The organism is Paenibacillus sp. LBL (assembly GCF_029893715.1).
Lineage (GTDB): Bacteria > Bacillota > Bacilli > Paenibacillales > Paenibacillaceae > Paenibacillus_AQ > Paenibacillus_AQ glucanolyticus.
Genome location: NZ_JARXYU010000001.1, coordinates 1 through 25755, shown reverse-complemented (window position 1 = coordinate 25755; position 25755 = coordinate 1). Strand labels below are relative to the sequence as shown.

Below are 25755 nucleotides of genomic sequence, written 5' to 3'. Positions count from 1 at the left end.
GATGTCTGTTGCTCAAACCATCTGGATCAGTAAGAATTTGGATTACCCGATCGGGGTTAGTCTCCCTTACAATGAGGTGTGTTAGGATGAACGAAAGACAGCGTAAAGGGGGAGCGGAATGTCCAGAGAAAGAATACCGGAAGTGGAACGACTGCGAGGGATTGCTTTTCTGGCCGTAGTCTTGCAGCACTCCATAGCGCATTATACCGTGGAACCGGGTATGACCACCGGAGATGGGATTTTGATGGCGGTTCTGCTTATGGCGACCAAGTTCGCAGTACCTGTCTTTATTTTTATAACAGGCATGGTGCTGTTTTATAATGATAAAGGTTCATTGCATTATGGCCGGTTCATACAGAGGCGCTTTGGTGATATCTACATTCCGTTTGCTGTATGGACACTGATCACATTGCTGATCAATAATAGGTTCAACCCTACCCAGGCAGAGGATTGGAAATATCTTGGGGGAGTACTGTTAACCGGAAAATCCAGCTCGCATTTTTGGTATATCATTATGCTGTTTCAATTTTATCTGCTGTATCCTTTGTTCCGTTCCGCCATATTGGGAATCAAGGAGCGATGGGGATGGAGAACCCAGTTGACCATATTGCTCTTGTCCGGGTTGCTGTATGTGGGCTTAACAGGGGTTATCAGCGATATTGGCCGATGGATGGGAAGCTTGGACATTCCCGTGTGGAGTGAGCTGTTTACAACCTATGCGGATCGAAATGCACTATATTATTTCTTTTATTTTGCGCTGGGGGCAGCGGCGGGATTGTACCATACATCCTGGAAAAAATGGATCCAGAAGGCACGCACGGGAATATGGCTGATCTTTCTGTTCCTGTTTGGATGGATGCTCATCCAGGCAGTGAATGAAATCCGTTCCGCGGAGAATGGAGCGATCACGTTCTATTCGCTGTCTCTGCTGCGGCCGATGATGTCGGTATTCCTGATCAGTTCCATATTGGTTATGTACGATGTGACCGGCTGGATCTGCCGTCAGGGAGGAGCGAGGGTGAATTCAATCCTGACCTCCGTCGGACTGTATTCCTATGGAGCTTATCTAATGCATCTGTTGACACTGCGTATAAGCTATGTCGTTGACGAATCATGGCTGATCAGCATGCCTCCTCTGATTCGGATCCTTTCTTCGTGGCTCATCAGTGCGGCTGTGGCCTATGGGGCAACACGCCTGCTGGCTATGCTACCGTTCGGCAAGTGGCTGGTCGGAATGACCGGAAAAAGAAAAAATCGAACCCTGCAGCCATCCAGTCCGTCTCATTCATCAACAACGGGCATGTGAATGCTAGAAACCACCCTGAGGGGTGGTTTTTTTATGAACACCGCCTGCCGAACCTTGCATCAACGAACCAATCAACAACATGTGAGAAATTATAAATTATGTTATTTCAATATATGAAAAATTCACAATAGTTAATGGATTGAGACTCCCGATTCCATTCAGCTCTCATAGCAGCCTTCCACGTTTCAATCCACCCCTTCCTGGTTTAAAAAGAAGAGGATGCCTCCTATTGTGCAAACTGGGAAACTGTGGGTTATAATGAGGAAAGTATGGGGACAAATAGCTCTGTAGAAAAAGGAGGCGCCCAGATGGCATTTATGATTGCGCAGCGAGCATTTATCAAAGTTTATCTCATTACCATGGTGGAGCAGCAGCGCGGATATGGATATCAAATGCTGGAAGAACTGCGTCAGGACTTCAAGAGCCATGGGTATTCACCGCCGCAAAGCGAAATCTACCGAGCTCTGCATGAGTTGGTGCAGGAGGGGGTTCTATACCGTACCAAGCAGCTGAAGGGGAACGATCCGCGGGTCGATTTTCAGGAAATCGTACTCTATCATTTTACCGATGACGGTGCTGAGAAAGCCAAGCTTTATAAAAAGCAAGTTAAAAGTGATTTGGATCGATGTTTGGGGATACTTCATAAAGCGGTTAACGATAATTATTGAATACACATTCGTATGGAATATAGCAGAAGGAGGAATGACCTCGTGAGCAAAAAACTGCGCTTTGGGATTATGAGTACTGCTCGAATTGCAAGAAACTCCATGATACCCGGCATATTGAAATCGGAACGCTGTGAAGTCGGGGCGGTCGCAAGCCGCAATGCCGAAAAAGCAAGTGAGCTCGCGGAACGCTATCATATTGATAAATACTATGGTTCCTATGAGGAGCTTCTGGATGATCCGGACATTGATGCGGTGTATATTCCTCTACCGAATCACCTTCATAAACCCTGGACGATTAAAGCCGCACAGGCCGGAAAGCATATTCTGTGTGAAAAACCCGCAGCACTGACGGAGGAAGATGTTCGTGAAATGGCCGATGTTGCTCAAGCCAACAACGTGCTGTTCGCGGAAGCCTTTATGTACAGGTATCATCCCAAGCATGCGCGTGTGCGGGAAATCATCGAAAGCGGTGAAATCGGGCAGCTCCGCGGAATCCATGGATCCTTTACCTTCAACAATGCAGAGGATAAAGACAATGTGCGATACAGCAAGGATATGGGCGGAGGCTCGATATATGATGTGGGGTGTTATCCCATATCCGCTGCCCGGATGATTTACGGGCAGGAGCCTAAAGCCGTGACAGCCCATGCCTTTTTCTCGGAGGAGCACGACGGTGTAGACATGATGGTTCACGGGATGATGGAATTCGATCATGGATTGGGTCTGACATTTGATTGCGGGATGTGGACCTATTCCAGATGCTCGCTCGAAATCGCGGGTACAGAGGGAAGGATTGAGCTGCCTTCTGCCTTCGGATGGGAGAGAATGGAGGATATGTCTCAAATATTCGTTCATACCGCCAAGGGATCACGTGAAGAGAAGGTAGGCATCTATAATCACTTTGCTCTGCAGGCAGATGCAATGGCAGCAGCGGTGATGGATGGCGTTCCTTTACCGTACGGCCCGGATGACGCCATCAGCAACATCCGTGCGATTGAAGCTTGTCTCCGTGCAGCCAGTTCCTCATCGCGCGTGGAGATCAAATAGAACCGCAGCCAACTAAATAGGCCTTCAGAGTAATAAATCGCCGAAGCAGGCGGTTTATTTTTTTGTCTATTGCATTTTCCTCCAAAATCGTTAAAATAAATTTAACGATAAAATAATTTTAACGTAAATATTATTTTAACAGGCGAAAAAATTTAACGTGCAGAATTATTTATTTTACGAAGAGGAGATAAGAAAATGCAAAATGCTGCTGTTGTGGAAAAGCAAGGCTTTGGTCAGCTCTTGAAGATTCGTCCGTACATGATTTATTTGTCTGCTCAGGCGATTACCCGATTTGGAGATTCACTGGATTCCATTGCATACAGCTGGATGGTCTACATGCTTACAGGCTCAGAGCTTTTAATGGGCACATTGTTCGCTTTTAACTTCTTGCCTGGATTGCTATTCAGTTTATTTACCGGGACCTATGTGGATCGCTGGCCGAAGAAGTTGGTCCTGATGCTGACCTACCTCAGCCGTGGCCTCATGGTATCGATAACCGCCATTTTATATGCACTGGGTTCACTCGAAGTATGGCATTTGTTCGTGTTTACCTTCATTAATTCAACGCTCGAGTGTTTCTCGCGGCCCGCTGAGACGTCCATTGTGCCCAGGCTGCTTCCGAAGGAGAAGCTGCTGACAGGCAATTCATTCTCCTCTTCCATTAGCCGCAGCGCTGAACTGATCGGTTTATCCATTGCGGGAGCGCTCATCGCCCTGATTGGAATCTCGGGTACCATTTTGGTTGATGCCGTGACCTTTATCCTTGCAGCCATCATTGTCGGTTTTATGCCAAATCCGGATGCTGCTGACTTGGCTGAAGTAGGAATAACTCCTACACAGTCTGTGGAAGAGAAGAAGACAGTCCTAGGTGATATTAAAGAAGCTCTCCTGTTTGTTAAGCAGCATACACTGCTGTTGATAACAACCGTTCTCGCCATGATTAATAATTTTTGTCTGGCACCGCTAAATGTATTGCAGCCGGTTTATGTCAGAGAAACCTTGGGTGCGGGAGCGGGAGGATTGAGTGTGCTCGGAACGGCGCTGCTGATCGGCATGATCTGCAGCGGGTTATGGATCGGGCGCTTCGGCAAGAGCTTCAAAAAGAGTACCTTGATGATGTCAGGTTCGATACTGCTCGGAATCGGTTACTTTGCTTTGGGGATTCCAGGGCATATGCCTGCATTCCGGGTTGAGTCGGCTGCGGTGTGCATGTTCATTACAGGGTTTGCGGTTTCCATGCTGAATGCTCCGATATCCACTTATCTGATGGAAGTCACGCCTAGGCATATGCTCGGCAGGATTAGTGCCCTTATGGCGGTGTTATGTACGGCCGCAATTCCTGTGGGCAGTGTAATCACAGGCTTTGTGGCAGAGCATCAATCGCCTCCGGTGCTCTTTATGATGATGGGATTCATGATGATGCTGCCCGTGCTGTTTCTGATCCGAAAAAGAAGTTTCCGTGCCATCTAAACTTTGGGCTGTTTTGTAATTTCGACATTCTCGGCCTATAATGAAAAGAAGTGAAAAATTAACGTGAAGCTGAGGTGTACGGTGTGGAAACGATGGAACTCACTACACTGGAAGAGATCAAAATATATTCAGATCCATATCGGCTCCAGATATTGAATGTATTGAACAGGATGGATCGTGCGGCAACGGTGAAGGAAGTAGCGGATAAGATCGGCGACGTGCCGGCTAAAGTTCATTATCATATGAAGAAATTGGAGAGAATCGGACTCGTTAAAATCGTATCCACGAAAGAGATCAATGGTATCATCGCTAAATATTATGAACCCTTTGCAGGCACAGTAAAGATCAAACGCGGAAAAAACTCCGAGGAGCCTGTCATTAAGGAATTAATTCGGTCGGAGACGAACAAACTATTATCCGAACTGTTCGATCAGAACAGGGACCGCTTCTTCAAGAACATGAGTAAAGATGACGAAACGACGTCCATGCTAACCAATACTTCGGTGTATATGAGTGAGGATGAGGCGCGTGAATTCTTTGTTGAACTGGACAAAATGCTGACCCCTTATAAAAAGAAACGAGGCGAAGGATATCACGAATACGAGTTCTTTGCTTCTAATATTCGGAATAAGGAAGAATCCTGAATCCGAAATAAAGCTGGTACCTAAGGGCTTGGTACCAGCTTTGCCTTCTATTTTGCTGAACGGGTTCATACATTGTTCTTATAGTCATCTTGTCCAGGCTGAGTGGACATGCCGGGCGATGTGGAGGTTCCATAGTCTTCTACAGCCTCCCATGCACCGGCGTCGTCAAATCTTCCGTCTTCTCGTTGGCGGTTGATACCTGCTCCGGAGGGTGGCGGAGTTATAACATCTTCTTCAACCGGCCGATTATCGGATAGATCCTGTCTGGGAGAATGCTCGACACAGTAGGCGGTATAAGGTATGGCTTCCAGCCGCTCATAGGGAATTTCCTGTCCGCATTCTGCACAAGTACCGTATTGTCCCTGGTCCATTCGTTGTAATGCAGATCGGATCTGCTCCAGCTCGTCAGCAAGTGTTTCTTGAATGGCCAGGTCCCGCCCGCGTTCGAAGACCTCTGTTCCTACGTCGGCAGGATGGTTATCGGCAGCGCTCAGCTCACCCGTTGAATCGCGAAGCGAATTGTTCGTGTTGGTTCCCTCATGGGACTCGAGCTGCTGCTCTAATCGTTCCTGATCGCTGAGCAACCGTTGTCGAAGTTCATTGTATTGTTGTTTTGTTATGGAAGTCATATCAAAAGTCGCTCCTCTCTAGCTTAGCTCCATTAAAAGCTGCCCATGTATTTTCAATACCCGAAATGTGTTGGTAACAATCACATTTATTATGGGAATGGCGGCCTATCGCTTTTGGAACATTCTCCAAAAAAGCCCCGGAGTGTTTTAATCGCAGTGCTTAATATGATATAAACAAAGATAGAGAGAGAAGTCTTTAAAGACGGGCTGCGCCAATATTTGGAGGTAAATCATTATGGATGAACACATGAAACGCCGATTGGATAAACAGAAAAAGCTTTTTCGGCAACTAGGCATTCAACTGGACGCTTTGTCTATCCATGAAAAGAATTTTTCGAATAAGCTGCGGGGTTATGATCAGGAGGAAGTGGATTCCTTCCTGGACGAAGTCATTCAAGATTATGAGCGTTTTTACGCAACCATCTCAGATCTTATGGATAAATGGCAGGAGCAGCAGATCATTATTCGTGATCTTAGAGCCGGGGTTAAGCCAGAAGCAGAACGTCCTGCGCTCAATCCGGAAGAGATTGAGGAAACCGTTGCAAAGCTCGAAGCTGATTTGCGTCTGCTGAAGAAGCAAATTCGCCCTGAACAAAGGTTTTATATTGACTAGAAGCAGTCAACAGGCAGTATAAATTACACGCTCGGAATCATTACATAACAAGCGTCCTTATAACAAAACCACACATGGCCAACTCATCGGCTGTGTGTGGTTTTGTTGCTGTGGTTCGAAGCCATGATTAAGGGTGGAGCTGGAAGGGGGCTTTTTTGAACGACTGACTGCATTTTTTCTTGTATTGGAACAGAGGGGAGGATTGGCCCCGCTTGCTGTTGTGTGTGGACGTCATTGATTTGTAATGGGTCTGCTTCACGCAATGCATGAGACCATAACGGGGCAATGTCCATCTGGTGCGGATGCTCCGCGTTATACATGAATAGCAAAATCGTGTCAGGGGTGAGTGAGGTAACCCAGTGACACCAGCCAACCGGAGCATGTACCATCTGACCCGGCGAAACGTGTAATGCGTGAACCTGGTTGCTGCACGGATCAACCAGGGAATAGCTGATTTCTCCGTTAATAACATAGCATAATTCGTCGGTGTCCGGATGACCATGAGGGGAAAGCACCTTGCCGCGCCCTAGGTGGATTTCTGACACGAACATGCCTTTGAGCAGGGGCAACTCCTGAGATGACACATGGGCGTGTCCTTGACCAGTTATACGTTCGGCCTGCCTCCTCAGATGGAATACATGCCGGGTCAATGTAAATTCGCCGTAAGCGCCGTAGAGGTCATCATAAGAGCGGTCCTCCTTTTCTAAATGTGTCAATAGAAGCTGTACAGGGGTTGTTCTCTATACATATGCTTGGATTTTATAAATCTGACTGCCTACGACTAAAGTAGCATTGAGATCATGCAAAATGGTTTTGCTTGTAAACCATTTTCATAACAATTACTATGAGGATAGGAGCAGACCTATTCTGATAGAGAACAAGGGAGGTTAGCCACTTGTCTAACAACCTGAAAATCAATATCCGCAGCAAGATTGTAATCGGATATTTGTTGATACTGTTATGTCTTGGAGCTTTTCTCTGGATTGTATCGGACCGCATCTCTTCACTGCAGCAAGAGGCGGATTTTATAGAGGAGCATGATATCGAAGTACATAATTTGACGCACGAAATCGAGAAGGATTTGCTGGAGATGGAAACCGGTCAACGCGGGTATGTTATCACGGGTGACGAGACCTATCTGGAGCCGTTCAACCAAGCGTTGTCGTCCTGGCAAATTAAGTACAACAAGCTGTAACAGTTGGTAAGCGAAAGTTCTGAGCAAGCGAATCATTTGGACAATATCAAAGAGAATATCCAGGAATGGATTACCAATGCGGGCCAGCCTGCGGTTCAATTGAAACAGCTTGGACAAGATGAGGAAGCCCTTCATTTCTTCATCAACGATCCCGGACAGCAAGCGATGAACTCCATTCACGAGTTGTTCCTCTCGTTCCGAGACACAGAACGTGAGCTGACAACAAGCAGGATTGACGACATGAAGGATAGCAACACCCAATTGCTGTATATGATGTATGCGTTGTGGGCCGGAGCAGCTCTGATTACGATCTGTGCGGCTTTGATTATTTCCAAGAGCATTGTAAGACCGATCTCTCAAGTAACCCATATCATCTCTGATATCGTTAAAGGGGGCAATATGTCCCAACGGATCCATGTGCGCTCCAACGATGAGGTGAGGCAGTTGGCTGATACAACCAACGAGCTGCTGGCACAGGTCGGGAGACAGAATTGGGCCAAGGATCATATTTCGATCATGTCCACTCTGCTTCAATCTTCTGATCGCGTGGAGACGGCCGTGCAATTTTTCATTCATAAGCTTGCTTTAATCATGAAGCTGCCGTACGGAGCTGTTTTTATTAACCGGGACGGTTCAGAATTGGTAAAGGCCGCGGCTTTTGCTGACCCTGATGGTGAGCCCTGGAACAAGGTCAGAGACCGTTTCCTGCCAGGTGAAGGTTTGGTGGGTCAATGTATGCTGGAGCAGCGAATGATTATTCTGGACGATATCCCGCCGAACTATGTGCGGATAGAATCGGGTCTGGGTGATGCTGAGCCTACGACCTTGCTGCTTGCACCTGTGATGTTCGAGGGGCAAGTCCTTGGCGTAATTGAATTAGCCAAATTCAAACCCTTTGATGAACTGGAAATCCAGCTGCTCGAACAGCTTAATCAACAGCTTGGGGTTACGCTGAACTCGATTCGAAGTAAAATGGAGATCCAGCAGTTATATCACGAATCGCAGACCTTGAATGAGGAGCTGCAGAGTCAGACGGAAGAACTGCAGACACAGACGGAGGAGCTGCAAGCCCACTCGGTTGAGATGCATCTTCTGAATGAACGTCTGGGAGCCCAGAAGGAAGCGGCGTTAATAGCAGCCAGTGAACTGGAGAATTATGCGAAGGAGCTGGAGAAGAGCTCCAAGTATAAGTCTCAATTTCTGGCGAATATGTCCCATGAACTTCGGACACCGCTGAACAGCATGTTAATCCTGTCTCAGATTTTATCGGAGAATAAGCAGGGCAACCTGACAGAGGAAGAGCAGCATTATGCTTCTGTCATTCATAATTCAGGCAGTGAGCTGCTGAATTTAATCAATGATATTCTGGATCTGTCCAAAGTGGAAGCCGGTAAGTTGCAGATCGAGATGGACCTGGTAAATCTGACAGAGCTGCCGGAATTGATGGAAGGGTATTTCTCCAAGAGTGCAGAGTCCAAAAATCTGGAGTTTGAAATTGAGATGGCGGAAGATCTGCCCGACATGATGTACAGCGATGGGATGAGGCTCCATCAAATTCTGCGCAACCTGCTCTCGAATGCCATCAAGTTCACAGAGAGCGGCAGCGTAAAACTGTCTGTAAAGAAAATGAATTCGATTGTCACTTCGGATTTCATCATCAGTGGAGAAGTCATTGCATTTTCAGTGGAGGATACCGGTATCGGGATTGCGGCAGAGCATCTTCAACCGATCTTTGAAGCCTTCCAGCAGGGGGAAGAAACCACTGCCAGAAGATTCGGTGGAACGGGTCTCGGTTTATCCATATCGCTTCATCTTGCCAAGCTGCTGGGCGGATATATTACCGTCGAGAGCGAGGAAGGAAGCGGAAGTATCTTTGTCTTGTATTTGCCGCTCGTAACAGAGTATGGCGGAAGCGAAAGCTTATTTGTGCTGCCTGAGGTGGCCGCTGCCGCAAGCCATACGAGCTTGAGTGATATACGGATAGAGGAGTATGAGCTGGACGAGCTTAGCCAATTGGAACACAAAACGGTATTAATCGTGGACGACGATATTCGTAATGTGTATGGTTTGACCAATGCGCTGGAGAAACTCCAGATGACCGTGCATACAGCACAAAATGGTTATGAATGCCTGGAGGTGCTGAATAAACAATCCTCTATCAATGCGGTTTTGTTGGATCTGGTGATGCCCGAGATGGACGGAATCGAAACAATGAAACGGATTCGAGAGAATTCGGAGTGGTCCGACCTTCCCATTATCGTGATGAGTTCGAATGCCATGAGGGATAAGGATCAATTCCTTGCCGATGGTGCCAACGGTTATATTCATAAGCCGGTTCATATTCACGAGGTTATTGTCGCTCTTCAGAAATGGGTAGGGAATTAACGAATTCCGTTAATGGGCTTGGTGTGAATTCCCGCCTGGGATGTCCAGTTTCGAGCGTCAAATGTTGACGAATGCAAGCGGATTGTTTTATGATGGGGTTATAGCACCAACAAGAGACGGCGTGTTACCTTAGCAGGGCATGAGCCAAGAAGAGACAGCTTTCAAAGGGGTCTTTTCTTGGCTTTTTTCATGTTTGTGGGAATTTGCTTGGAGCTTATCTTCGGACATGAATCCTTCGGCTGTTCTCTGATTAAACTTAAAGGAAAGGGGGAAGTCAATGAGCGGGATCGAGTTGTTTACAGTTGTGCGTGTTATAGGTAATAATGTCGTGATGGTCAATGGCGGCAAAAAAGAATTGGAATACGTCATCCTCGGCAAAGGAATTGGCTTTGGAGCAAAAACAGGCGGCACGATCTCCTCGGACGATGAGCGGATTGAGAAGCTGTTCAGGCTCGAGGATCGGGAGCAGTGGAGTCAAGCTCACCATCTGCTGGAAGAATTTGATCCACTGGTGATGGAGATCACAGACCAGATACTCAATCTCATAGGACAGGAATTTCCGGGCACATTAAACGACAAGGTATATTTGGCTTTACCGAGCCATATCCAGTTTACGATCTACAGAATCCGTAAGGGTATGGATATTATAAACCCTTTCCTTGAAGAGACCCGAATCAGCTTCCCGAAAGAATATGATATCGCAGCCAAAGCAGCGGAAATCATCGGCCAGACCTTTCACATCGAGGTTCCGGAGGACGAGATTGGTTTCTTGACCTATCATGTTTATTCTGCTGTCAGCCATGTGCCGGTAGGCCATCTGGTGAAGGCCTCGAATGTGGTGGGAAGTTTGGTGAAATATATAGAAGAGGAGCGGCAGACGACCTTCGACCGGGGGAGTATGGATTATGTCCGCCTTCTCATGCATTTGAGATTCTCCGTAGATCGTATGCTGAACCAGGAGATCCACGTGGATAATCCGTTCGCAGAACAGATTCGTACCAAGTTCACTTATGAGTACGGTATGGCTGCTCGTCTTGCGGCAATGATGGAGAAGGAACTCGGCAAGAAAGTACCGGAAGCGGAAATCTGCTTTCTAGCCATGCATTTATATCGGCTGTTTACAGGCCGACTACAGCAGAAGAATCAACCCAGGGAGGAATCATAATATGTTCGATCGTTGGAAAAAGAAAAAGACAGCAACAGCCATTCAAGTCACAGCTCCATTGTCAGGTAAAGCAGTACCCTTATCCCAAGTGCCGGATGAGGCGTTTGCTGCCGGGCATATGGGCCAAGGCATTGCCATCGAGCCTTCAGAGGGGAAATTAATAGCCCCGTTTGACGGTACGGTTGCCCATGTCATTAAATCGAAGCATGCCGTGATGCTGGAAGATCCGGCGACGCAGCTTCAGTATTTATTTCATATTGGGATTAATACGGTCGGTCTTAAGGGCGAAGGTTTTACCAGTCATGTTCAAGCTGGAGATCAGGTGAAGTCGGGTCAGACTCTCATTGAGTTCGACATGGCCGCTATCAAGGCCGCGGGTTATCCGACGATTACACCAATCATTGTGACTAATGCGGATGAAGTGGCTTCAAAGGTCGAAGGGCAGATTGGCGATGTCGTATCCGGGCAAGATCATGTCCTCACCATTGAATTGAAGTAGTGCAACATAATGAATCATGGATTGAAATATTGGATATTGACAAAACAGGAACACCTGAATTAAGATAACAGCAGAATTGAATAAGAGAACGGCGTGTTACCGCGTTTGTGGGCATGAGCCAAGGAAGACCATGACTATTTTTATTTAGTCACCGTCCTCCTTGGCTTTTTTTGTTGATATAGAATGCACATTGTTTTAGCAGGTCAGACCGAGTTCTATATCACAAGATAACGTACCTCTCTAGTCATCGTCGCTCTTTTTGAAGAATCTTCGATGAATACAAGAAACCCGCGAGGAGGAGGATTCTTTTTTTACCCGAATGGAGGGACGAAACAGTTATATATTCGACGCATTATGTAAACGTTTTCAGTAGAAAACTAAATTATTGAAGTTGAAAGGATGATTGACATGCTGGCTAAATTGCAAAAGCTGGGTAAGTCCCTTATGCTGCCCGTGGCTACACTACCTGCGGCAGGTATCTTGCAGGGGCTTGGATTGATTGACTATCAAAAAGATATACCTCTAGGGGCTTTCGGAGCTTTTCTGAATCAATATGTAACTCCGTTCATGACCTCCGGTGCCCTTGCGATTCTGGACAATTTGCCGATTATCTTCGCCATCGGGGTTGCAATCGGTTTCGCTGGGGATGCTGTTGCCGCTCTATCCGCTTTGATTGGTTATTTGGTGCTGACAAGGGTATTGGAAAAAGTACCTTTGCAAATACCCTTTATCGCAGATGATGTAAAGTTGAATATGGGTGTGCTCGGCGGTATTTTGGTAGGTGTATGGTCCGCGTATTTGTTTAATAAATATCACAAAATTAAGCTGCCGGATTGGCTCGGTTTCTTTGCCGGCAAACGGTTCGTGCCTATCATTACGGCTGCCTCTGTTTTAGTTTTAGCTGCCTTAGTCGGTATGATCTGGTATCCAATACAGCTCGGTATTGCAGCTTTCGGTAACTGGATTGTAGGGCTTGGCGGAATTGGAGCATTCCTCTTCGGCACGGCGAACCGATTGCTAATTCCTACTGGTTTGCACCATGTTCTTAACACGATTGCCTGGTTTCAAATTGGTGATTTCACGAACGCTGCAGGTCAGGTTGTTCAAGGTGACCTGACCCGATTCATGCATGGAGACAAATCGGCAGGTATGTTTATGAGTGGATTCTTTCCTATTATGATGTTTGCAGTGCCTGCAATAGCACTGGCCTTCGTCCATACGGCAAAGCCATCCAAACGTAAGTTGGTCGGTTCTCTTGTGATCAGTTCGGCAGTTGCTTCGTTCTTGACCGGTATTACAGAGCCGCTAGAATTCGCGTTTATGTTCCTCGCTCCTGTACTGTACGTTGTGCATGCGCTTTTAGCAGGTCTATCAGGTTTAATCATGTACTTGCTGGATGTACATTTGGGCTTCGCCTTCTCGGCTGGTATGATTGACTATCTCTTATATCTGAAGCTGTCCACCAACGCTTGGCTTCTCTTTCCGGTAGGATTGGCTTTCGGTGTAGTTTACTATCTGCTGTTCAGATTCCTGATCGTCAAGCTGAACTTGAAGACGCCTGGACGCGAGGATGACGACGATTTGGATCTGTCCTCTGAGGACGCTGGAACCGATGGCCAGTCTCCATCCGGTGCAGTATCCAAAGAGTCCAAGGCGGCCAAGGTCCTGCAAAATATCGGCGGTGCCGATAATATTACCAGCATCGATGCTTGTATCACGCGCCTGCGCCTTGTTGTTAAGGACGAGAAGGCCGTAAAAGATTCGGAATTGAAAAAATTAGGCGCATCCGGTGTCATGCGTCTGGGTCAGGGTGCGGTTCAGATCGTATTCGGACCGCAGGCAGAATCCATTAAAGACGACATCAAGGATATCATGAAAAAATAATTCAACAAGTAAAGAAGCAGGCCGGTTATTCAGCGGCCTGCTTCTTTTTTGCGTACATGGCAATGACCAATCCATCGCGGCTTCGGATGGTTACCGGTTCAGATTTTTACGTTGTCCCCAGAAGCGAAGATTGACATCGACCTCAAGCTCGCGAAGGGAAGCATCATGGATTTCTTTTTTCTGCTCGACTAATTTCTTCCATAGTTTGGGGTCGGTTCGATACAACTGAAGACATAACTCGTAGGGGTCGGCTTTTAGCAGAGCAGCCTTATGAAAGGTGGTATGCATCTCTTTCTTCAGCGTGGCTTCGGTTAACCGCTTCATCTCGCTGACACCAACCTTCTTGTACATATTCTGTACCGTCCCCGTTACGTTAAGTTTAATTCTGTAGGCCACGTCGTCGGGTTCGCGTATGATCTCAATCGAGGATTGAGGCTTCTCCAGGCTGATGCTCCCAATGGCTTCCCCCTCCTCTTGCACGATGATGGAAGCGTGGGTGTGCGGGGAAGCCAACCAGCGGGTACCTAGCAGGTCGGAGCGGCTGAGCCAGCCCATCAGCTTCTGGTTTTTAATCATAAAGGCGCCGCTGACCTCCAGAATCGGGTGCTGCTTCAGATTTTCAGACCAGTTTTGACTGGAGATATGAATGGACGGAAGGACAACTGTAGCCGCTCTTTCCCGGTAGAGCCGAATGAAATTGACGAATTGGATCGGGCGTATGAACGAGAACTGATCGTAGCTTTCTTTGGGTTCATGCAGCAGCGAATGAAGGGGAGAGAGTTGAAAGAATGGCGAGACGGTGAACAGGTCCTCCATGCTATCCTGAGTGCCGTATACCCATTTAGTATAGCGGATTTCCTGGGAACGATTGGTCAGGTCAAACACTTGGGACATCTGATCAGGCTTTAATACGGCTTCCGTAAGTACCAATGCCGTGACATGTCCCCAGGAAACTCGCTGCTGACTTGACGTATACAGGTCTATCAATGCTCCGGCCAGTGTAGTTCCGGTACCTCTCCCGACCCAGATGGGTGCTTTCTCCGTTTGTTTGCCGCTTTCTTGCTTGGCAATTGTAGCGAAGTCAAGCATCTGCACATAGATGATATAATTCCCGTCTTTATAATCGACACCCAGTGCAGTGATGTAGTTGATATCCTGTACTTCTTTGTTGTCCCAGCACCCTGTGAGCAAAAAAGACAATATACCTACAAGCATCAAGACCCGTCTCATAATGCCCCGCCTTTTTTTCGCTTACCCGGAAACCTCATGAGATTGCGAATGATCTTGGACAGGGAGAAGGGGGAGAAGGGAGCGAGAAAGGGCTGTCCGAACGGATTATGGTTGGCCGCATACTGCACCATCAAGAATATCGCGATAAAAAACCGAATAATCCGAATACCGAAGAGAAAGCAAGCACAAAAAAACGCAAAATCGTCTGGGTTACCACAAAGTCCTGATTGGAGTGGGTCGAACCGGCCACAAAGGCCAATGCACCGACTACGGTCATTGTAGGCGAGAAGAATCCCCCTCGAATGGCGGCATCGCCGATAATAATACCGGACACAACCGTGATGGTGGATGCGATAGGAGAAGGCATCTGCATGCCGGCCTCCCGCAGCAGGGTGAGCAGAAACAGGATGACCAGCATTTCGATTCCGGTCGGAATAGGAAGTCCGAGCCGGGTGTTGGCCACCGTTGCCAGCAGCGGAAAAGGGATCTGATCCTGGTGGAACGACATCAGTGTAATATAGAAACCCGGAAGCAGGATGGATATCAGGAAGCCCACAAGCCTAAGGATTCTCCATGGAAATACAAAATAAAATGGCATTTGCGGGTCCTCGGCAGCAAACAGGAGCTGCATAAAGCTGGCAGGTGCAATCAATACCACGGGACTTCCCTGCATAATAATGATCAATCTGCCGCGCGTTAAAGAATCGTATGCGAGATCCGTCCGTCCCGTATAATCAAACATCGGCAGTACCGTAAATCGGTAGGGTGTTATATGTTCAGCGAGTTCACCGATGCCCACCGGTGAATCACCGGAGTAATGATTCAGTCTCTCTTCGACTTCCTTCACCGTTTCCGGTATAACCTTGTCCTTCAAATACATGATGCCTACGGAGGTTTTGCTCCGGTCACCCAGCTTGAAGGAGGTGTAGACAAGATCCGGAGATTTCAGGCGTTTGCGAATGAGGGACACGTTGACGTCCAGTTCCTCCACAAATCCGTCTCGCGGCCCCTTAATCGAAGTTTCCGATGCCGTTTCTTCGGGTACTCGTCCGATTCTTTTGCAGGCACTATAGGAGAATAACTTGTTATCCTTGGGGAAATACAGCGCAACATAGCCTGAGAAAACAATGTCATCAATGGATTCAGCGCTGGCCTCAGCGGAGTCAAGAGTAAGATAGTATTCGAGATGTCCCGGATCAAACTCATGTTTTTGCGTAACGGAAATATTCCATTCCTTACTGATGACGGGCAGCAGGATTTTGGACATCAGCTGGGAGTCGCACATCATCGGACTGTATATCATAAGAGCCCATGGTTGTGCCGCGCCTTCCATCCCAGGATAAGACGAAATATAGATGTCATTGGAATCGGCATAACGTTCTCGGAGCTGCTGCTCGGTAATGGTCATGGTTGAGATTCTCCTTTCGCTGTAATGGAATTCGCTTGCTGCTGCTTGTGGATTAAGAAAAACATCAGCAGACATAACACGGTAAGATACACGGCGGATACAGGCATAAAATAATCAGCCATCGCATAATACATTTTCAGATTGCTGATTGGTGAGGCGCACAGGATGATAAGCAGCGTGGAAATGGCTAACACGCCGGTTCTCCGCTTGGTTTTGGGCAGCAGCGCTTCACATAGCAAATAGATGCAGATCGATATAGAGACATAAGCTCCGCTCAGCCACTGGAATATGGAAAAGAAATCAACATGCTCCACGAATTTTCCGAGCTTGACGAGCCGCCACTGCTCATAAGCCGGATACCGCTGCAGCTTCATTTCTTCCGGACCGAATTCGGCAATGCCTCCGATCGTTGGACCAAACGTTAAAAAGATGAAGATCAGATGGATGAGCAGAACCGTAACAAAACGCGGCTTTTTCTGAAGGTGGGGACGGAGAAACAGGATTAAGAAAATTTGCGAAAGCCCGCCGAACATGACAGGGATTCCGCTAAGTATAGGCATGAACCCATCTTCCAGAATGGGCAGCAGATAATTGTAATTTTTGACCTTCAGGTTGGCTATGGATACGAATATTCCCAGTAAGACAACAAAAGGAAGTAATATCCCTGCAGAAACCCCAATGGTTTTGATGCCATGATTCACGCTGACGAGGCATAGTAACATGAGGACCAATGCGGTTGCGATGACCGGCGTTTGGATCATGTAGGTGGATTTGGTCCAGTCGATCACTTCCTTCAATGTATAAAATGAAAAGGAGAAAAAATACAATCCGGACATGCCCATCACGATGATGCGAGCCCATTTTCCGCTGCTTTCGTCTAATGCCTGCGTTAATGTGCGGTCGCCGATTTTCTTGATAATTCCGTATATAAGCAGAATCCAGGGCATGAACAAGAACGCTGACAAGAGAATTGTAATCCAGGCATCCCGGCCTGACTTTTCAAGCAGGACAGGAATAATCATGACATGGTTGGTCAAACCGGCAGTCAACATCATAATCATGAATACTTGATTCGTTGGAATACCGCGAGCAACGGACATGTTATTCGATCCCCCATTTCACTTTCTTCAGCTTAGAGTTCTCGGGGAACAGCCAAAATATGCGAGGATATCCAGTGAAAGGTGCAATGCAATACAAATAGGGATTATAAGGACAGACACCTGGTACATAATGCATGGAGATTCCCTTCATAATAAGGAAAGTTTTGAAGTACTTATTATGAAGTCTGGAGGATAAGACCGTGAACAGAGGGGCGAAGTCGAAGGAAGGGAACTTGAAATGGTGGCAGCTGTCGCTGCTCGGGGTGGCATCCACCATCGGAACAGGCTATTTTCTCGGATCTGCACTTGGCATTAGATTGGGTGGGCCTGCATTTCTTCTATCTATTATATTGGCAGCGGCAGCGACCTATTTTGTATTCGATGTGCTGGCGAAGATGACGGCCGAAGACCCGCAGAAGGGCTCATTCCGAACCTATGCCAAAAAAGCCTTCGGCCGGTGGGCAGGCTTCTCGACAGGCTGGATGTATTGGTGCTCGGAGGTATTGATCATGGGAAGTCAAATGACGGCCCTCGCTATTTTTTCACGCTTCTGGTTTCCGTCCGTTCCGATGTGGATATTTGCCTCTGGATACGCGGTGCTTGGGCTGATTGTCATATGGCTTGGTAACAAAGGGTTTGACAGGCTGGAGAATGTACTTGCGGTTATAAAGGTAGCTGCTATTGTTATGTTCCTGATCATTGCGGGGGCCGCATGGATGGGATGGCTAAAAGGCGGGACAAAGCCGCACTTTCCGGGAAGTTTGAATGCTTTTTTCCCTGCGGGAGGAAAGGGTGTGTGGTCTTCCCTGATTTTTGCATTCTACGCCTTCGGCGGTATTGAAGTAATGGGCATGATGGCCGTACGTCTGAAAAATCCAAAGGAAGCACCCAAGTCGGGTAAAGTGATGATCATCTTGCTGTCGATTGTATACGTTCTATCAATTGGACTGGCGGTCATGATGGTTGCCTGGAATCAATTCTCTACGACCAAGAGTCCGTTTGTTGTCGCACTGAGCTCCTATCAGCTGCCGTTCATCCCGCATATTTTTAATGCTGTATTAATTGTGGCCGGTTTCTCGACGATGGTTGCCTCGCTCTATGCAGTCACAACGATGCTCGTGACCTTATCAGAGGATCATGACGCGCCCAAGGTCTTTGCAGCCAAAAAGTTTCATCGGCAGGCTCCGGTCTATGCGCTTTCCCTTACAGCAGGAGGTCTGATTCTCTCCATCGTCCTGTCACTGCTCATTCCTGGCAAGATCTATGAATATTTGACGACCGCAGCCGGTCTCATGCTATTGTACAACTGGCTGTTTATCCTTATATCTGCAGGCAAAATAGTACAGCTTACGATGTGGGGGCAGATCAAAAGATACACCGGCATGCTGCTCATTGTATCTGCGGTAAGCGGAACAGCAATGCATCCCACGAGCCGAACAGGGCTCTTGATCAGTCTAGGCTTCCTTGTCATCATCGGTCTGGTTGTCCTATGTATGCGTCCAATATGGAAGAAATCCGGCAGCGGTCAAGGGAAAACGCTCAACAAATCCAAACTGAATCCGAAGCCTGCCCGTTAAAACACGAGGGGATAGAGCAGGGTTAATGCCCGAATGCCGAAATAGATACCGAAGGCAATGAGGGATACGCCAGATATAATGGAAATGATGGAGAGTCCTCTCTGGCTTAAATATTTCCGGAAGAAGCTCCCGAGTGCTGCCATGAACAAATCCCATACAACAACCCCTGCAATGACCGCAAGGCTGTACAGAAAAATATGACCGGAGCTGTTATCGTCCGCAGCGGCCTTAACAAGAATGGAACCATAGATGCCAAGCCAGAACAGGATTGTCATGGGATTGGATACCGACATAATAAAGCCGGAGAACATGGTTTTGGGAATGGAGTCTTCACTGCGCGCGCTGCTGATTGTAATTTTACTGGCATTCATGATGCTTTCAAATCCCGTATAGATCAGCACAAAGGCACCAAACAGCCACAGAAAGGTCTGCATAAACGGAGTGCTCAGGAAGTGGACGACGCCCAGGTACACCAGAATCATGTAAAGAATATCAGCAAACACAGCGCCGACGCCAAACATCCAGGAGTGCCAAAAACCGTTCTTAATGCCTTTATCAAGCTGAGCAGCATTGATTGGGCCAATCGGTGCAGACAGAGAGAGCCCCAGAATCATGTAGCTTAGAAAAACACTCATTGTTATCCCACCTTATCCCTGATTGAATGGAACGAAGCATGACTCGTACAAGCATGCTCGTACATTGTATTCAGCTTCGGGGCAAACTAAAACTGTGAATTGGAAAATGTTTTCTGTTCATCCTCCCCTTAGAGCCGCGCAGCTTCAGCGCGGTTTTATTTGAATCCAAATATTTGGTAGGATATATAATAGTGCCTGCAGCAAAGCTGCTTGCATCTGATGTGAACAAGAAGGGGCTGCTGCACAGGATGAGTCATCCTTTTCGAATTACGGTATTATCAGACACCCATATGCCCAAAAAGGCGAAGGAGCTTCCAGCTCCGCTGTTAGAAGATCTTAGGCATTCGGATCTGATCATCCATGCAGGGGATTGGTCCAAGTGGGAGCTCTACGAGTTGCTGAGCCAGTATGCTCCGGTTGAGGGCGTTGCCGGCAATGTTGACGATGAGGTGATTATAGATCGCTTAGGATACCACAGGATTGTCCTCGCCGAGGGAAAACGAATCGGCATTGTGCATGGACACGGTCAAGGGGGGACGACGCCATCACGTGCAAGAAAGGCATTCCATGATAGCGAGGTGGATTGCATAGTGTTCGGTCACTCCCATATTCCTTTCCTAGAAAATGTACAAGGCGTGCTGATGTTTAATCCGGGATCGGCAACTGACAAACGCAGACAGCCCCGGTATTCGTATGGACGGCTTCTTATCCAGGACGAAACCCTGGAGGCACGCCATATCTTTTACGATCAGAAGTAGGTGCCTGCAGGCATTGGAAAAATCAGTATGGGGCTGCTTGCTTTTGAAATCGCCGGGTTGAGGTTAATTAATAGAAGTCCCCGATATGGTAAATCATGTTGATGAGAGGATTGTTATGTTAAAGGAAGAAAAGCTTGAGAAACGGATTCAGATGGGGCTGTCCGGCTGGGGAGACCATGACAAGTTGTACGATGAAGGGGCAAGGGCTGCCGATAAGCTGGAAATGTACAGCAGGCATTTTCCGATTGTGGAGATGGACAATTCGTTCTATGCCATTCCTTCAGCAGAACAGATGAGTAAATGGGCAGCCGCGGTCCCGGACCATTTCGGTTTTATTGTAAAGGCCTATCAAGGCATGACGGGTCACGCGCGCGGCCAAGGCAAAGACAGGTACCCGAATGTAAAAATGATGTTTGAGCATCTGCTCGCTTCGGTTGAAGAACTGCGATTGGTGGGAAAGTTAAGGGCGGTTCTCTTTCAATACCCGCCATGGTTTGGGTGCGAACGCAAACACGTGGAAATTCTGAAGCGCACCCGGGAGTGGATGAAGGATGTTCCTGTAGCTCTGGAATTTCGGCATCAGAGCTGGTATGCGCCGGAATATCGCGAGAAGACGATGGAGCTTATGCGTAGTGAAGGTTGGATTCACAGCATAGCTGACGAGCCCCAGGCAGGTATCGGTTCTGTGCCCGTTGTGTTGGAGACATCGGATACCGGTGCCGTCATGATCCGAATGCATGGGCGCAATGCCGAGGGATGGCATTCCAGCGGTCAGCCCAACTGGCGTGAGGTGCGGTACTTGTACCGTTACAGCCTGGAGGAGCTCAATCAATGGAAGGGATGGATCGAAGAGCTGCTTGAGAAATCGGAGCAGTGCTGGATAATCTTCAATAACAATTCAGGAGGCGATGCTTCCGATAATGCGAAACAGCTTCTTCGCTTACTCGGAATGGACAGCGGACCCGAGCCGCTGAGGCAGATGAATTGGCTGGATGAGGATATTTTTACCGATAAATGACTTTAATTGTATGCTCATACAGATAAATGGTTAGCGAATGGACAAATCGTCAAAAAGTTGCCGCAAATTCATCTGTTTCCGAGATCATTATTATATATAAAGGGTATTTTCGGTAAGTAGGTCAAGTGTATTATAATGTAATCGTAAGAAAACGTTAATTTAATGTAAAACCAGAATTTCCGTCCATGAACAATCAAAATAATCTGACGGAGGGAGTCAGCGATGAAGACCCTTGACAGAATGACAGAGGGACCCTGGCAGAAATATCACGGTCCGAACTTGGGGTACATTCAAGATCAGTATGAGAAGTTTTTGCAAGACCCGCAATCTGTGGAGCCAGGATACCGTGAGCTGTTCGCCAGCTGGGGACCGCCTCCATCTTTGGAAAACAATGAAAAGAAAGCGGATTCGCAGGGACAAGGTGTAAGCTATGACCCGCAATTATTGAAAAAAGGGGTAGCTGCCGGCAAACTGGTGTGGAACATTAGAACCTATGGTCATCTTGCCGCCGACATTGATCCAATTGGAATTGGAAACGAAGCCGACACACGTCTGCTTCAACCAGAAAGCTACCAACTCAGCCAAGCGGATTTGGCAGCTCTGCCTGCAGATATCGTCTGGGAGGAGGCTCCTAGTGATATCAAGAACGGCTATGAGGCAATCCAGCGGCTGTTACAACTATATACAGGCTCTATTGCCTACGAATTCAGTCATGTGCATGATGAAGAAGAACGCAAGTGGCTTAATCAACAAGCGGAATCCGGCCGTTTCTTGTCCGACATAAGCGCTGATGAGCGCAAGGGACTTCTGAAAAAACTGCTGGAGGCCGAACAATTCGAGGAGTTCCTGCACCGTACGTTTGTAGGTGCGAAGCGCTTCTCCGTTGAAGGCAACGAAGCGCTTGTACCGCTTCTGGATGAGATTGTTCGTCAGATGGCTGAAGTGGACGTCAACTCGATCCTGGTGGGCATGGCGCACCGTGGACGCTTGAACGTCCTGGCTCATGTGCTGGGTAAGGATTACAGCAAGATTTTCTCGGAGTTCATGCACTCCCCGAATAAACATCTGGTGCCGTCCGAAGGCTCCATGGGCATTAACTACGGCTGGACAGGTGACGTGAAGTATCACTTGGGAGCTGACCGCTATCTGAAGAAGGATGAAGCACGCGAGATTCGCATTACGCTCGCGAATAACCCGAGTCACCTGGAATATGTCAATCCGGTGGTGGAGGGCTTTGCACGTGCGGCTCAGGAGGAACGCGGTGAAGCGGGATATCCGAAGCAGGACGTAAACAAAGCGCTGAGCATTCAGATCCATGGCGATTCCGCATTCCCTGGCGAAGGCATCGTGCCGGAAACCCTGAACTTCAACAAGCTGCCGGCATACCGTACGGGTGGATCGATTCACATTATCGTGAACAACCGTATCGGATTTACGACAGAGGGCAAGGATTCCAGATCGACCCATTATGCGAGTGACCTGGCTAAAGGATATGAAATTCCGATTATCCACGTGAACGCAGATGATCCGGAAGCATGTATTGCCGTTGCCCGACTTGCCAGCGACTATCGGAATAAGTTCAAGAAGAGCATTCTGATTGACCTGGTTGGCTACCGTAAATATGGCCATAACGAAACGGACGATCCGGAAACCACTCAACCGCTGATCTATCAGAAGGTTAAGAATCATCCAACCGTCAGCACGCTCTATATGAAGAAGCTGGTTGATGGAAACGTTCTGACCCAGGAGCAAGTGGACGAATTGAAGAATCGTGTTGTAGAGGTATTGAAGAATTCTTATGAGAGCGTAAAGTCGAAGGATCCTGTGGATCAGATCCTGCTAGGATTGAAACCGACCGATAGCAAATCGAAGAAGGAAGCTGCAACGAACGTATCTGCAGAGGTACTGCGCGGGATTAATCGCGAGCTTCTGCAATGGCCTGAAGGCTTTACGGTATATCCGAAGCTTCAACGCATCCTTGAGCGCCGCAGCAATTCCCTTGATGAAGGCGAGAAGGTGGATTGGGGTCATGCGGAGACGCTGGCTTTCGCTACGATTCTTGCGGATGGCAAGCCGATCCGTATTACCGGACAGGATGCGGAGCGGGCAACGTTCGCTCACCGTAACCTTGTGCTTCACGATGCGGTTAATGGAGAAACCTTCTGCCCGCTGCACCGCTTGCCGCAAGCCAAAGCTTCGTTCGCCATTCATAACAGCCCGCTGACAGAAGCAGCTGTTGTTGGATTCGAATATGGCTACAATGTATATTCTCCTGAGACCTTGGTTATCTGGGAAGCGCAATATGGTGATTTCACCAACTGTGCCCAAGTTATCATTGACCAGTTCATTACAGCTGGACGTTCGAAGTGGAGACAGAAATCCAGCATGGTCATGCTGCTTCCTCACGGATATGAAGGAAATGGTCCTGAGCACTCCAGTGCAAGATTGGAACGCTTCCTCCAGCTGAGCGGAGAAGATAACTGGACGGTTGCGAATCTGACTTCTGCTGCTCAGTATTTCCATCTGCTTCGCAAGCAGGCGTCTTTGACTGAAACGGAAGATGCCCGTCCGCTGGTTGTCATGGCTCCGAAGAGCTTGATCCGCAACCCGCGTGTGGCATCACCGGTGAACGCATTCAGCGAAGGCGGCTTCCAGAAGGTTATGGAACAGCCTGGTCTTGGCCAATCACCGAAGAAGGTCGAACGCTTGGTGCTGTGCTCGGGGAAAGTTGCGATCGATCTGGAGGACGCGCTGGATAAGCAGAAGGATGAAGACCAATCATGGATTCATGTTCTTCGTGTGGAACAGCTGTATCCATTCCCTAAAGAGGAAATTTCCCGTGTTATGCAGAAATATCCGAACCTGAAGGAGATTCTGTGGGTTCAGGAAGAACCTCAGAACATGGGCGGCTGGAGCTTCATGGAGCCGAGAATTCGTGAAATTGCACCAAAAGGCACAGAGGTCCGTTACAGCGGACGTCCTGAGCGTTCGAGCCCGGCTAGCGGATATCAGGATGTTCATGCTTATGAGCAACAGACCATCATTTCTTTTGCCCTTAATCGTAAAACTATAAATCAACAGATCTCATTGGGGAGGTAGCGGCTGTGAGCGAAATTACTGTACCAGCTATGGGCGAATCCATCACCGAAGGAACGATATTCAAATGGCACGTTAAAGAAGGGGATAGCGTAAACATCGGTGATGTTCTGCTCGAGTTAGAAACGGATAAGGTTAATCTAGAAATTAGCGCAGAGTCTGAAGGCGTTGTGGAAAAAATCCTTCGTCAAGAAGGGGAGAATGTGACCATCGGGGAAGTGATCGGTCAAATTTCTCTACAGGAAGGCGTTGCAAGCGCACCGGCATCGAAGGCTGCTGAAGCTCCTGCACCTGTACAACCGGAGGCTGCACCAGCACCAGTTGCAGAAGCACCTAAGCCACAAGCTTCTGTGCCGGCCCCAAGCGAGGAAGGAGCAGGCCTGACTGCATCGCCATCCGCACGCAAACTGGCTCGTGAGCGCGGGATTGATCTGGACCAGGTACAGGGCCGCGACCCGATCGGTCGGATTTACCATGATGATGTGAAGAATCATAATGAAGCCAAGCAGCCCTCAGCACCTAGCAAGCCTGCAGCTTCAACGCCAGCACCGGCAGCATCAGCTCCGGCTGCTGAGTATGGCAAACCGGTTGAACGTACCCGCATGTCCCGCCGCCGTCAAACGATTGCGAATCGTTTGGTTGAAGCGCAGCATACAGCTGCCATGCTGACTACCTTCAATGAAGTCGATATGACAGCGATTCTGGATGTGCGCAAGCGTCGTAAGCAAGCATTCCAGGAGAAGCATGACGTAGGCCTCGGCTTCATGTCCTTCTTCACCAAAGCGGTTGTGGGCGCGCTGAAGAAATTCCCGCATCTTAACGCGGAGATTGATGGCGACGATATTGTTGTGAAGAAATTCTATGATATCGGTATCGCGGTATCCGCTAAGGAAGGACTTGTCGTTCCGGTCGTTCGCGATGCGGATCGCCTGGGCTTCGCCGAGATTGAGAAGGAAATCGGCAATCTGGCTGCAAAAGCTCGCAATAATGCGCTGTCCTTGTCTGAACTTCAAGGCGGAACATTTACGATTACGAACGGCGGCGTCTTCGGCTCGCTGCTGTCTACACCGATCCTGAATACACCTCAGGTGGGTATTCTCGGCATGCACAAGATCCAGCTTCGTCCAGTAGCCATCGATGCTGAGCGCATGGAGAACCGCCCTATGATGTACATCGCATTGTCTTACGATCACCGAATCGTTGACGGATCCGAAGCGGTTCGCTTCCTGGTAACGATTAAAGAGCTTCTTGAAGATCCGGAGTCACTGCTTCTGGAAGGATAATTATCCAAGAGAAGAGAGACTTGCATAATAAGAAGGCCGCATGGACATTCGGGACTGACCCCCGTTTGTGAGACAGGGATCAAAACACCTTGCAAGTTTAAGCAGCCAGTTGGCGGAAATGAACCGGCGACTGGTTGTTTAGTTT

General features: G+C 48.2%; 21 protein-coding genes and 1 pseudogene. 16 read left to right on the top strand and 6 right to left on the bottom strand.

Annotation, left to right across the window (positions count from 1 at the left end; all coding sequences use genetic code 11):
• Positions 1-118: 118 nt before the first annotated feature.
• The 5 genes from M2277_RS00110 to M2277_RS00090 all read left to right on the top strand — a co-directional run bounded on the left by M2277_RS00110 (position 119) and on the right by M2277_RS00090 (position 5135).
• On the top strand, positions 119-1306 hold the full coding sequence (locus tag M2277_RS00110; RefSeq protein ID WP_280753897.1) for an acyltransferase: 1188 nt from the start codon (positions 119-121) through the stop codon (positions 1304-1306).
• A 308-nt stretch (positions 1307-1614) separates the two neighbouring features.
• Positions 1615-1974 (top strand): replication termination protein, encoded by a 360-nt coding sequence (locus M2277_RS00105; RefSeq protein WP_006211192.1) that lies wholly within the window; start codon positions 1615-1617, stop codon positions 1972-1974.
• Positions 1975-2016: 42 nt separating this feature from the next.
• Positions 2017-3021, top strand: a complete 1005-nt coding sequence (locus M2277_RS00100; protein ID WP_006211191.1) for a Gfo/Idh/MocA family protein — start codon at positions 2017-2019, stop codon at positions 3019-3021.
• Between the two features lie 195 nt (positions 3022-3216).
• Positions 3217-4491 carry an MFS transporter gene (locus tag M2277_RS00095; protein ID WP_280753896.1) on the top strand — a complete coding sequence of 425 codons (1275 nt, stop codon included), beginning with the start codon at positions 3217-3219 and terminating at the stop codon, positions 4489-4491.
• A gap of 92 nt (positions 4492-4583) precedes the next feature.
• Positions 4584-5135: a helix-turn-helix domain-containing protein gene (locus tag M2277_RS00090; RefSeq protein WP_280754294.1), complete on the top strand. Its 552-nt coding sequence runs from the start codon at positions 4584-4586 to the stop codon at positions 5133-5135.
• A 65-nt stretch (positions 5136-5200) separates the two neighbouring features.
• Here the strand turns inward: M2277_RS00090 and M2277_RS00085 are convergent, their stop codons facing one another.
• On the bottom strand, positions 5201-5764 hold the full coding sequence (locus M2277_RS00085; RefSeq protein ID WP_280753895.1) for a TraR/DksA C4-type zinc finger protein: 564 nt from the start codon (positions 5762-5764) through the stop codon (positions 5201-5203).
• Positions 5765-5999: 235 nt separating this feature from the next.
• Between M2277_RS00085 and M2277_RS00080 the strand changes: the two genes are divergently transcribed.
• Positions 6000-6377: a DivIVA domain-containing protein gene (locus M2277_RS00080; RefSeq protein ID WP_036642178.1), complete on the top strand. Its 378-nt coding sequence runs from the start codon at positions 6000-6002 to the stop codon at positions 6375-6377.
• A gap of 83 nt (positions 6378-6460) precedes the next feature.
• On the opposite strand, the gene M2277_RS00075 is transcribed toward M2277_RS00080, so the two are convergent.
• Positions 6461-6961, bottom strand: coding sequence for a cupin domain-containing protein (locus tag M2277_RS00075; RefSeq protein WP_280753894.1), 501 nt, complete (start codon positions 6959-6961; stop codon positions 6461-6463).
• A 311-nt stretch (positions 6962-7272) separates the two neighbouring features.
• Here M2277_RS00075 and M2277_RS00070 point away from each other — a divergent pair.
• The 5 genes and pseudogenes from M2277_RS00070 to M2277_RS00050 form a co-directional block, all read left to right on the top strand.
• Positions 7273-7794, top strand: a pseudogene (locus tag M2277_RS00070) (CHASE3 domain-containing protein); the annotation flags it as partial.
• Between the two features lie 18 nt (positions 7795-7812).
• The gene (locus tag M2277_RS00065; RefSeq protein ID WP_348537767.1) at positions 7813-9957 is read left to right on the top strand and encodes a hybrid sensor histidine kinase/response regulator; all 2145 of its coding nucleotides are present in this window, start codon (positions 7813-7815) and stop codon (positions 9955-9957) included.
• Positions 9958-10234: 277 nt separating this feature from the next.
• Entirely contained in the window at positions 10235-11122 is an 888-nt protein-coding gene (locus tag M2277_RS00060; protein WP_006211184.1) for a PRD domain-containing protein, read from the top strand.
• 1 nt (position 11123) lies between these two features.
• The gene (locus M2277_RS00055) at positions 11124-11621 is read left to right on the top strand and encodes a PTS sugar transporter subunit IIA (RefSeq protein WP_148246957.1); all 498 of its coding nucleotides are present in this window, start codon (positions 11124-11126) and stop codon (positions 11619-11621) included.
• Between the two features lie 408 nt (positions 11622-12029).
• Positions 12030-13505, top strand: a complete 1476-nt coding sequence (locus tag M2277_RS00050) for a PTS transporter subunit EIIC (RefSeq protein ID WP_280753893.1) — start codon at positions 12030-12032, stop codon at positions 13503-13505.
• Between the two features lie 90 nt (positions 13506-13595).
• On the opposite strand, the gene M2277_RS00045 is transcribed toward M2277_RS00050, so the two are convergent.
• The 3 genes from M2277_RS00045 to M2277_RS00035 all read right to left on the bottom strand — a co-directional run bounded on the left by M2277_RS00045 (position 13596) and on the right by M2277_RS00035 (position 17243).
• On the bottom strand, positions 13596-14735 hold the full coding sequence (locus M2277_RS00045) for a Ger(x)C family spore germination protein (RefSeq protein ID WP_148246959.1): 1140 nt from the start codon (positions 14733-14735) through the stop codon (positions 13596-13598).
• Positions 14736-14865: 130 nt separating this feature from the next.
• Positions 14866-16143 carry a spore germination protein gene (locus M2277_RS00040; RefSeq protein WP_280753891.1) on the bottom strand — a complete coding sequence of 426 codons (1278 nt, stop codon included), beginning with the start codon at positions 16141-16143 and terminating at the stop codon, positions 14866-14868.
• Positions 16140-17243: a GerAB/ArcD/ProY family transporter gene (locus tag M2277_RS00035; RefSeq protein WP_280753890.1), complete on the bottom strand. Its 1104-nt coding sequence runs from the start codon at positions 17241-17243 to the stop codon at positions 16140-16142. Before M2277_RS00035 ends, M2277_RS00040 begins: the two co-directional genes overlap by 4 nt.
• 200 nt (positions 17244-17443) lie before the next feature.
• Between M2277_RS00035 and M2277_RS00030 the strand changes: the two genes are divergently transcribed.
• Positions 17444-18820, top strand: coding sequence for an amino acid permease (locus M2277_RS00030; RefSeq protein ID WP_280753889.1), 1377 nt, complete (start codon positions 17444-17446; stop codon positions 18818-18820).
• Here the strand turns inward: M2277_RS00030 and M2277_RS00025 are convergent.
• Positions 18817-19455, bottom strand: a complete 639-nt coding sequence (locus M2277_RS00025) for a LysE family transporter (protein WP_006211175.1) — start codon at positions 19453-19455, stop codon at positions 18817-18819. The genes M2277_RS00030 and M2277_RS00025 overlap by 4 nt on opposite strands.
• 248 nt (positions 19456-19703) lie before the next feature.
• Here M2277_RS00025 and M2277_RS00020 point away from each other — a divergent pair, with 248 nt between their 5' ends.
• The 4 genes from M2277_RS00020 to odhB all read left to right on the top strand — a co-directional run bounded on the left by M2277_RS00020 (position 19704) and on the right by odhB (position 25610).
• A complete protein-coding gene (locus M2277_RS00020; protein ID WP_280754292.1) occupies positions 19704-20213 on the top strand; it encodes a metallophosphoesterase family protein in 510 nt (169 codons plus the stop codon).
• A 115-nt stretch (positions 20214-20328) separates the two neighbouring features.
• Positions 20329-21231, top strand: coding sequence for a DUF72 domain-containing protein (locus M2277_RS00015; protein WP_280753887.1), 903 nt, complete (start codon positions 20329-20331; stop codon positions 21229-21231).
• A 222-nt stretch (positions 21232-21453) separates the two neighbouring features.
• On the top strand, positions 21454-24330 hold the full coding sequence (locus M2277_RS00010) for a 2-oxoglutarate dehydrogenase E1 component (RefSeq protein WP_006211172.1): 2877 nt from the start codon (positions 21454-21456) through the stop codon (positions 24328-24330).
• Positions 24331-24335: 5 nt separating this feature from the next.
• The gene (gene odhB, locus M2277_RS00005) at positions 24336-25610 is read left to right on the top strand and encodes a 2-oxoglutarate dehydrogenase complex dihydrolipoyllysine-residue succinyltransferase (protein WP_280753886.1); all 1275 of its coding nucleotides are present in this window, start codon (positions 24336-24338) and stop codon (positions 25608-25610) included.
• The last annotated feature ends 145 nt before the right edge of the window (positions 25611-25755 follow it).

Excerpts from the sequence above, each read along its gene's own strand:
- M2277_RS00110 (WP_280753897.1), top strand. The coding sequence starts at position 119 with ATGTCCAGAGAAAGAATACCGGAAGTGGAACGACTGCGAGGGATTGCT.
- M2277_RS00105 (WP_006211192.1), top strand. The coding sequence starts at position 1,615 with ATGGCATTTATGATTGCGCAGCGAGCATTTATCAAAGTTTATCTCATT.
- M2277_RS00095 (WP_280753896.1), top strand. The coding sequence starts at position 3,217 with ATGCAAAATGCTGCTGTTGTGGAAAAGCAAGGCTTTGGTCAGCTCTTG.
- M2277_RS00090 (WP_280754294.1), top strand. The coding sequence starts at position 4,584 with ATGGAACTCACTACACTGGAAGAGATCAAAATATATTCAGATCCATAT.
- M2277_RS00085 (WP_280753895.1), bottom strand. The coding sequence starts at position 5,764 with ATGACTTCCATAACAAAACAACAATACAATGAACTTCGACAACGGTTG.
- M2277_RS00080 (WP_036642178.1), top strand. The coding sequence starts at position 6,000 with ATGGATGAACACATGAAACGCCGATTGGATAAACAGAAAAAGCTTTTT.
- M2277_RS00065 (WP_348537767.1), top strand. The coding sequence starts at position 7,813 with ATGAAGGATAGCAACACCCAATTGCTGTATATGATGTATGCGTTGTGG.
- M2277_RS00060 (WP_006211184.1), top strand. The coding sequence starts at position 10,235 with ATGAGCGGGATCGAGTTGTTTACAGTTGTGCGTGTTATAGGTAATAAT.
- M2277_RS00055 (WP_148246957.1), top strand. The coding sequence starts at position 11,124 with ATGTTCGATCGTTGGAAAAAGAAAAAGACAGCAACAGCCATTCAAGTC.
- M2277_RS00050 (WP_280753893.1), top strand. The coding sequence starts at position 12,030 with ATGCTGGCTAAATTGCAAAAGCTGGGTAAGTCCCTTATGCTGCCCGTG.
- M2277_RS00045 (WP_148246959.1), bottom strand. The coding sequence starts at position 14,735 with ATGAGACGGGTCTTGATGCTTGTAGGTATATTGTCTTTTTTGCTCACA.
- M2277_RS00040 (WP_280753891.1), bottom strand. The coding sequence starts at position 16,143 with ATGACCATTACCGAGCAGCAGCTCCGAGAACGTTATGCCGATTCCAAT.
- M2277_RS00035 (WP_280753890.1), bottom strand. The coding sequence starts at position 17,243 with ATGTCCGTTGCTCGCGGTATTCCAACGAATCAAGTATTCATGATTATG.
- M2277_RS00025 (WP_006211175.1), bottom strand. The coding sequence starts at position 19,455 with ATGAGTGTTTTTCTAAGCTACATGATTCTGGGGCTCTCTCTGTCTGCA.
- M2277_RS00020 (WP_280754292.1), top strand. The coding sequence starts at position 19,704 with ATGAGTCATCCTTTTCGAATTACGGTATTATCAGACACCCATATGCCC.
- M2277_RS00015 (WP_280753887.1), top strand. The coding sequence starts at position 20,329 with ATGTTAAAGGAAGAAAAGCTTGAGAAACGGATTCAGATGGGGCTGTCC.
- M2277_RS00010 (WP_006211172.1), top strand. The coding sequence starts at position 21,454 with ATGAAGACCCTTGACAGAATGACAGAGGGACCCTGGCAGAAATATCAC.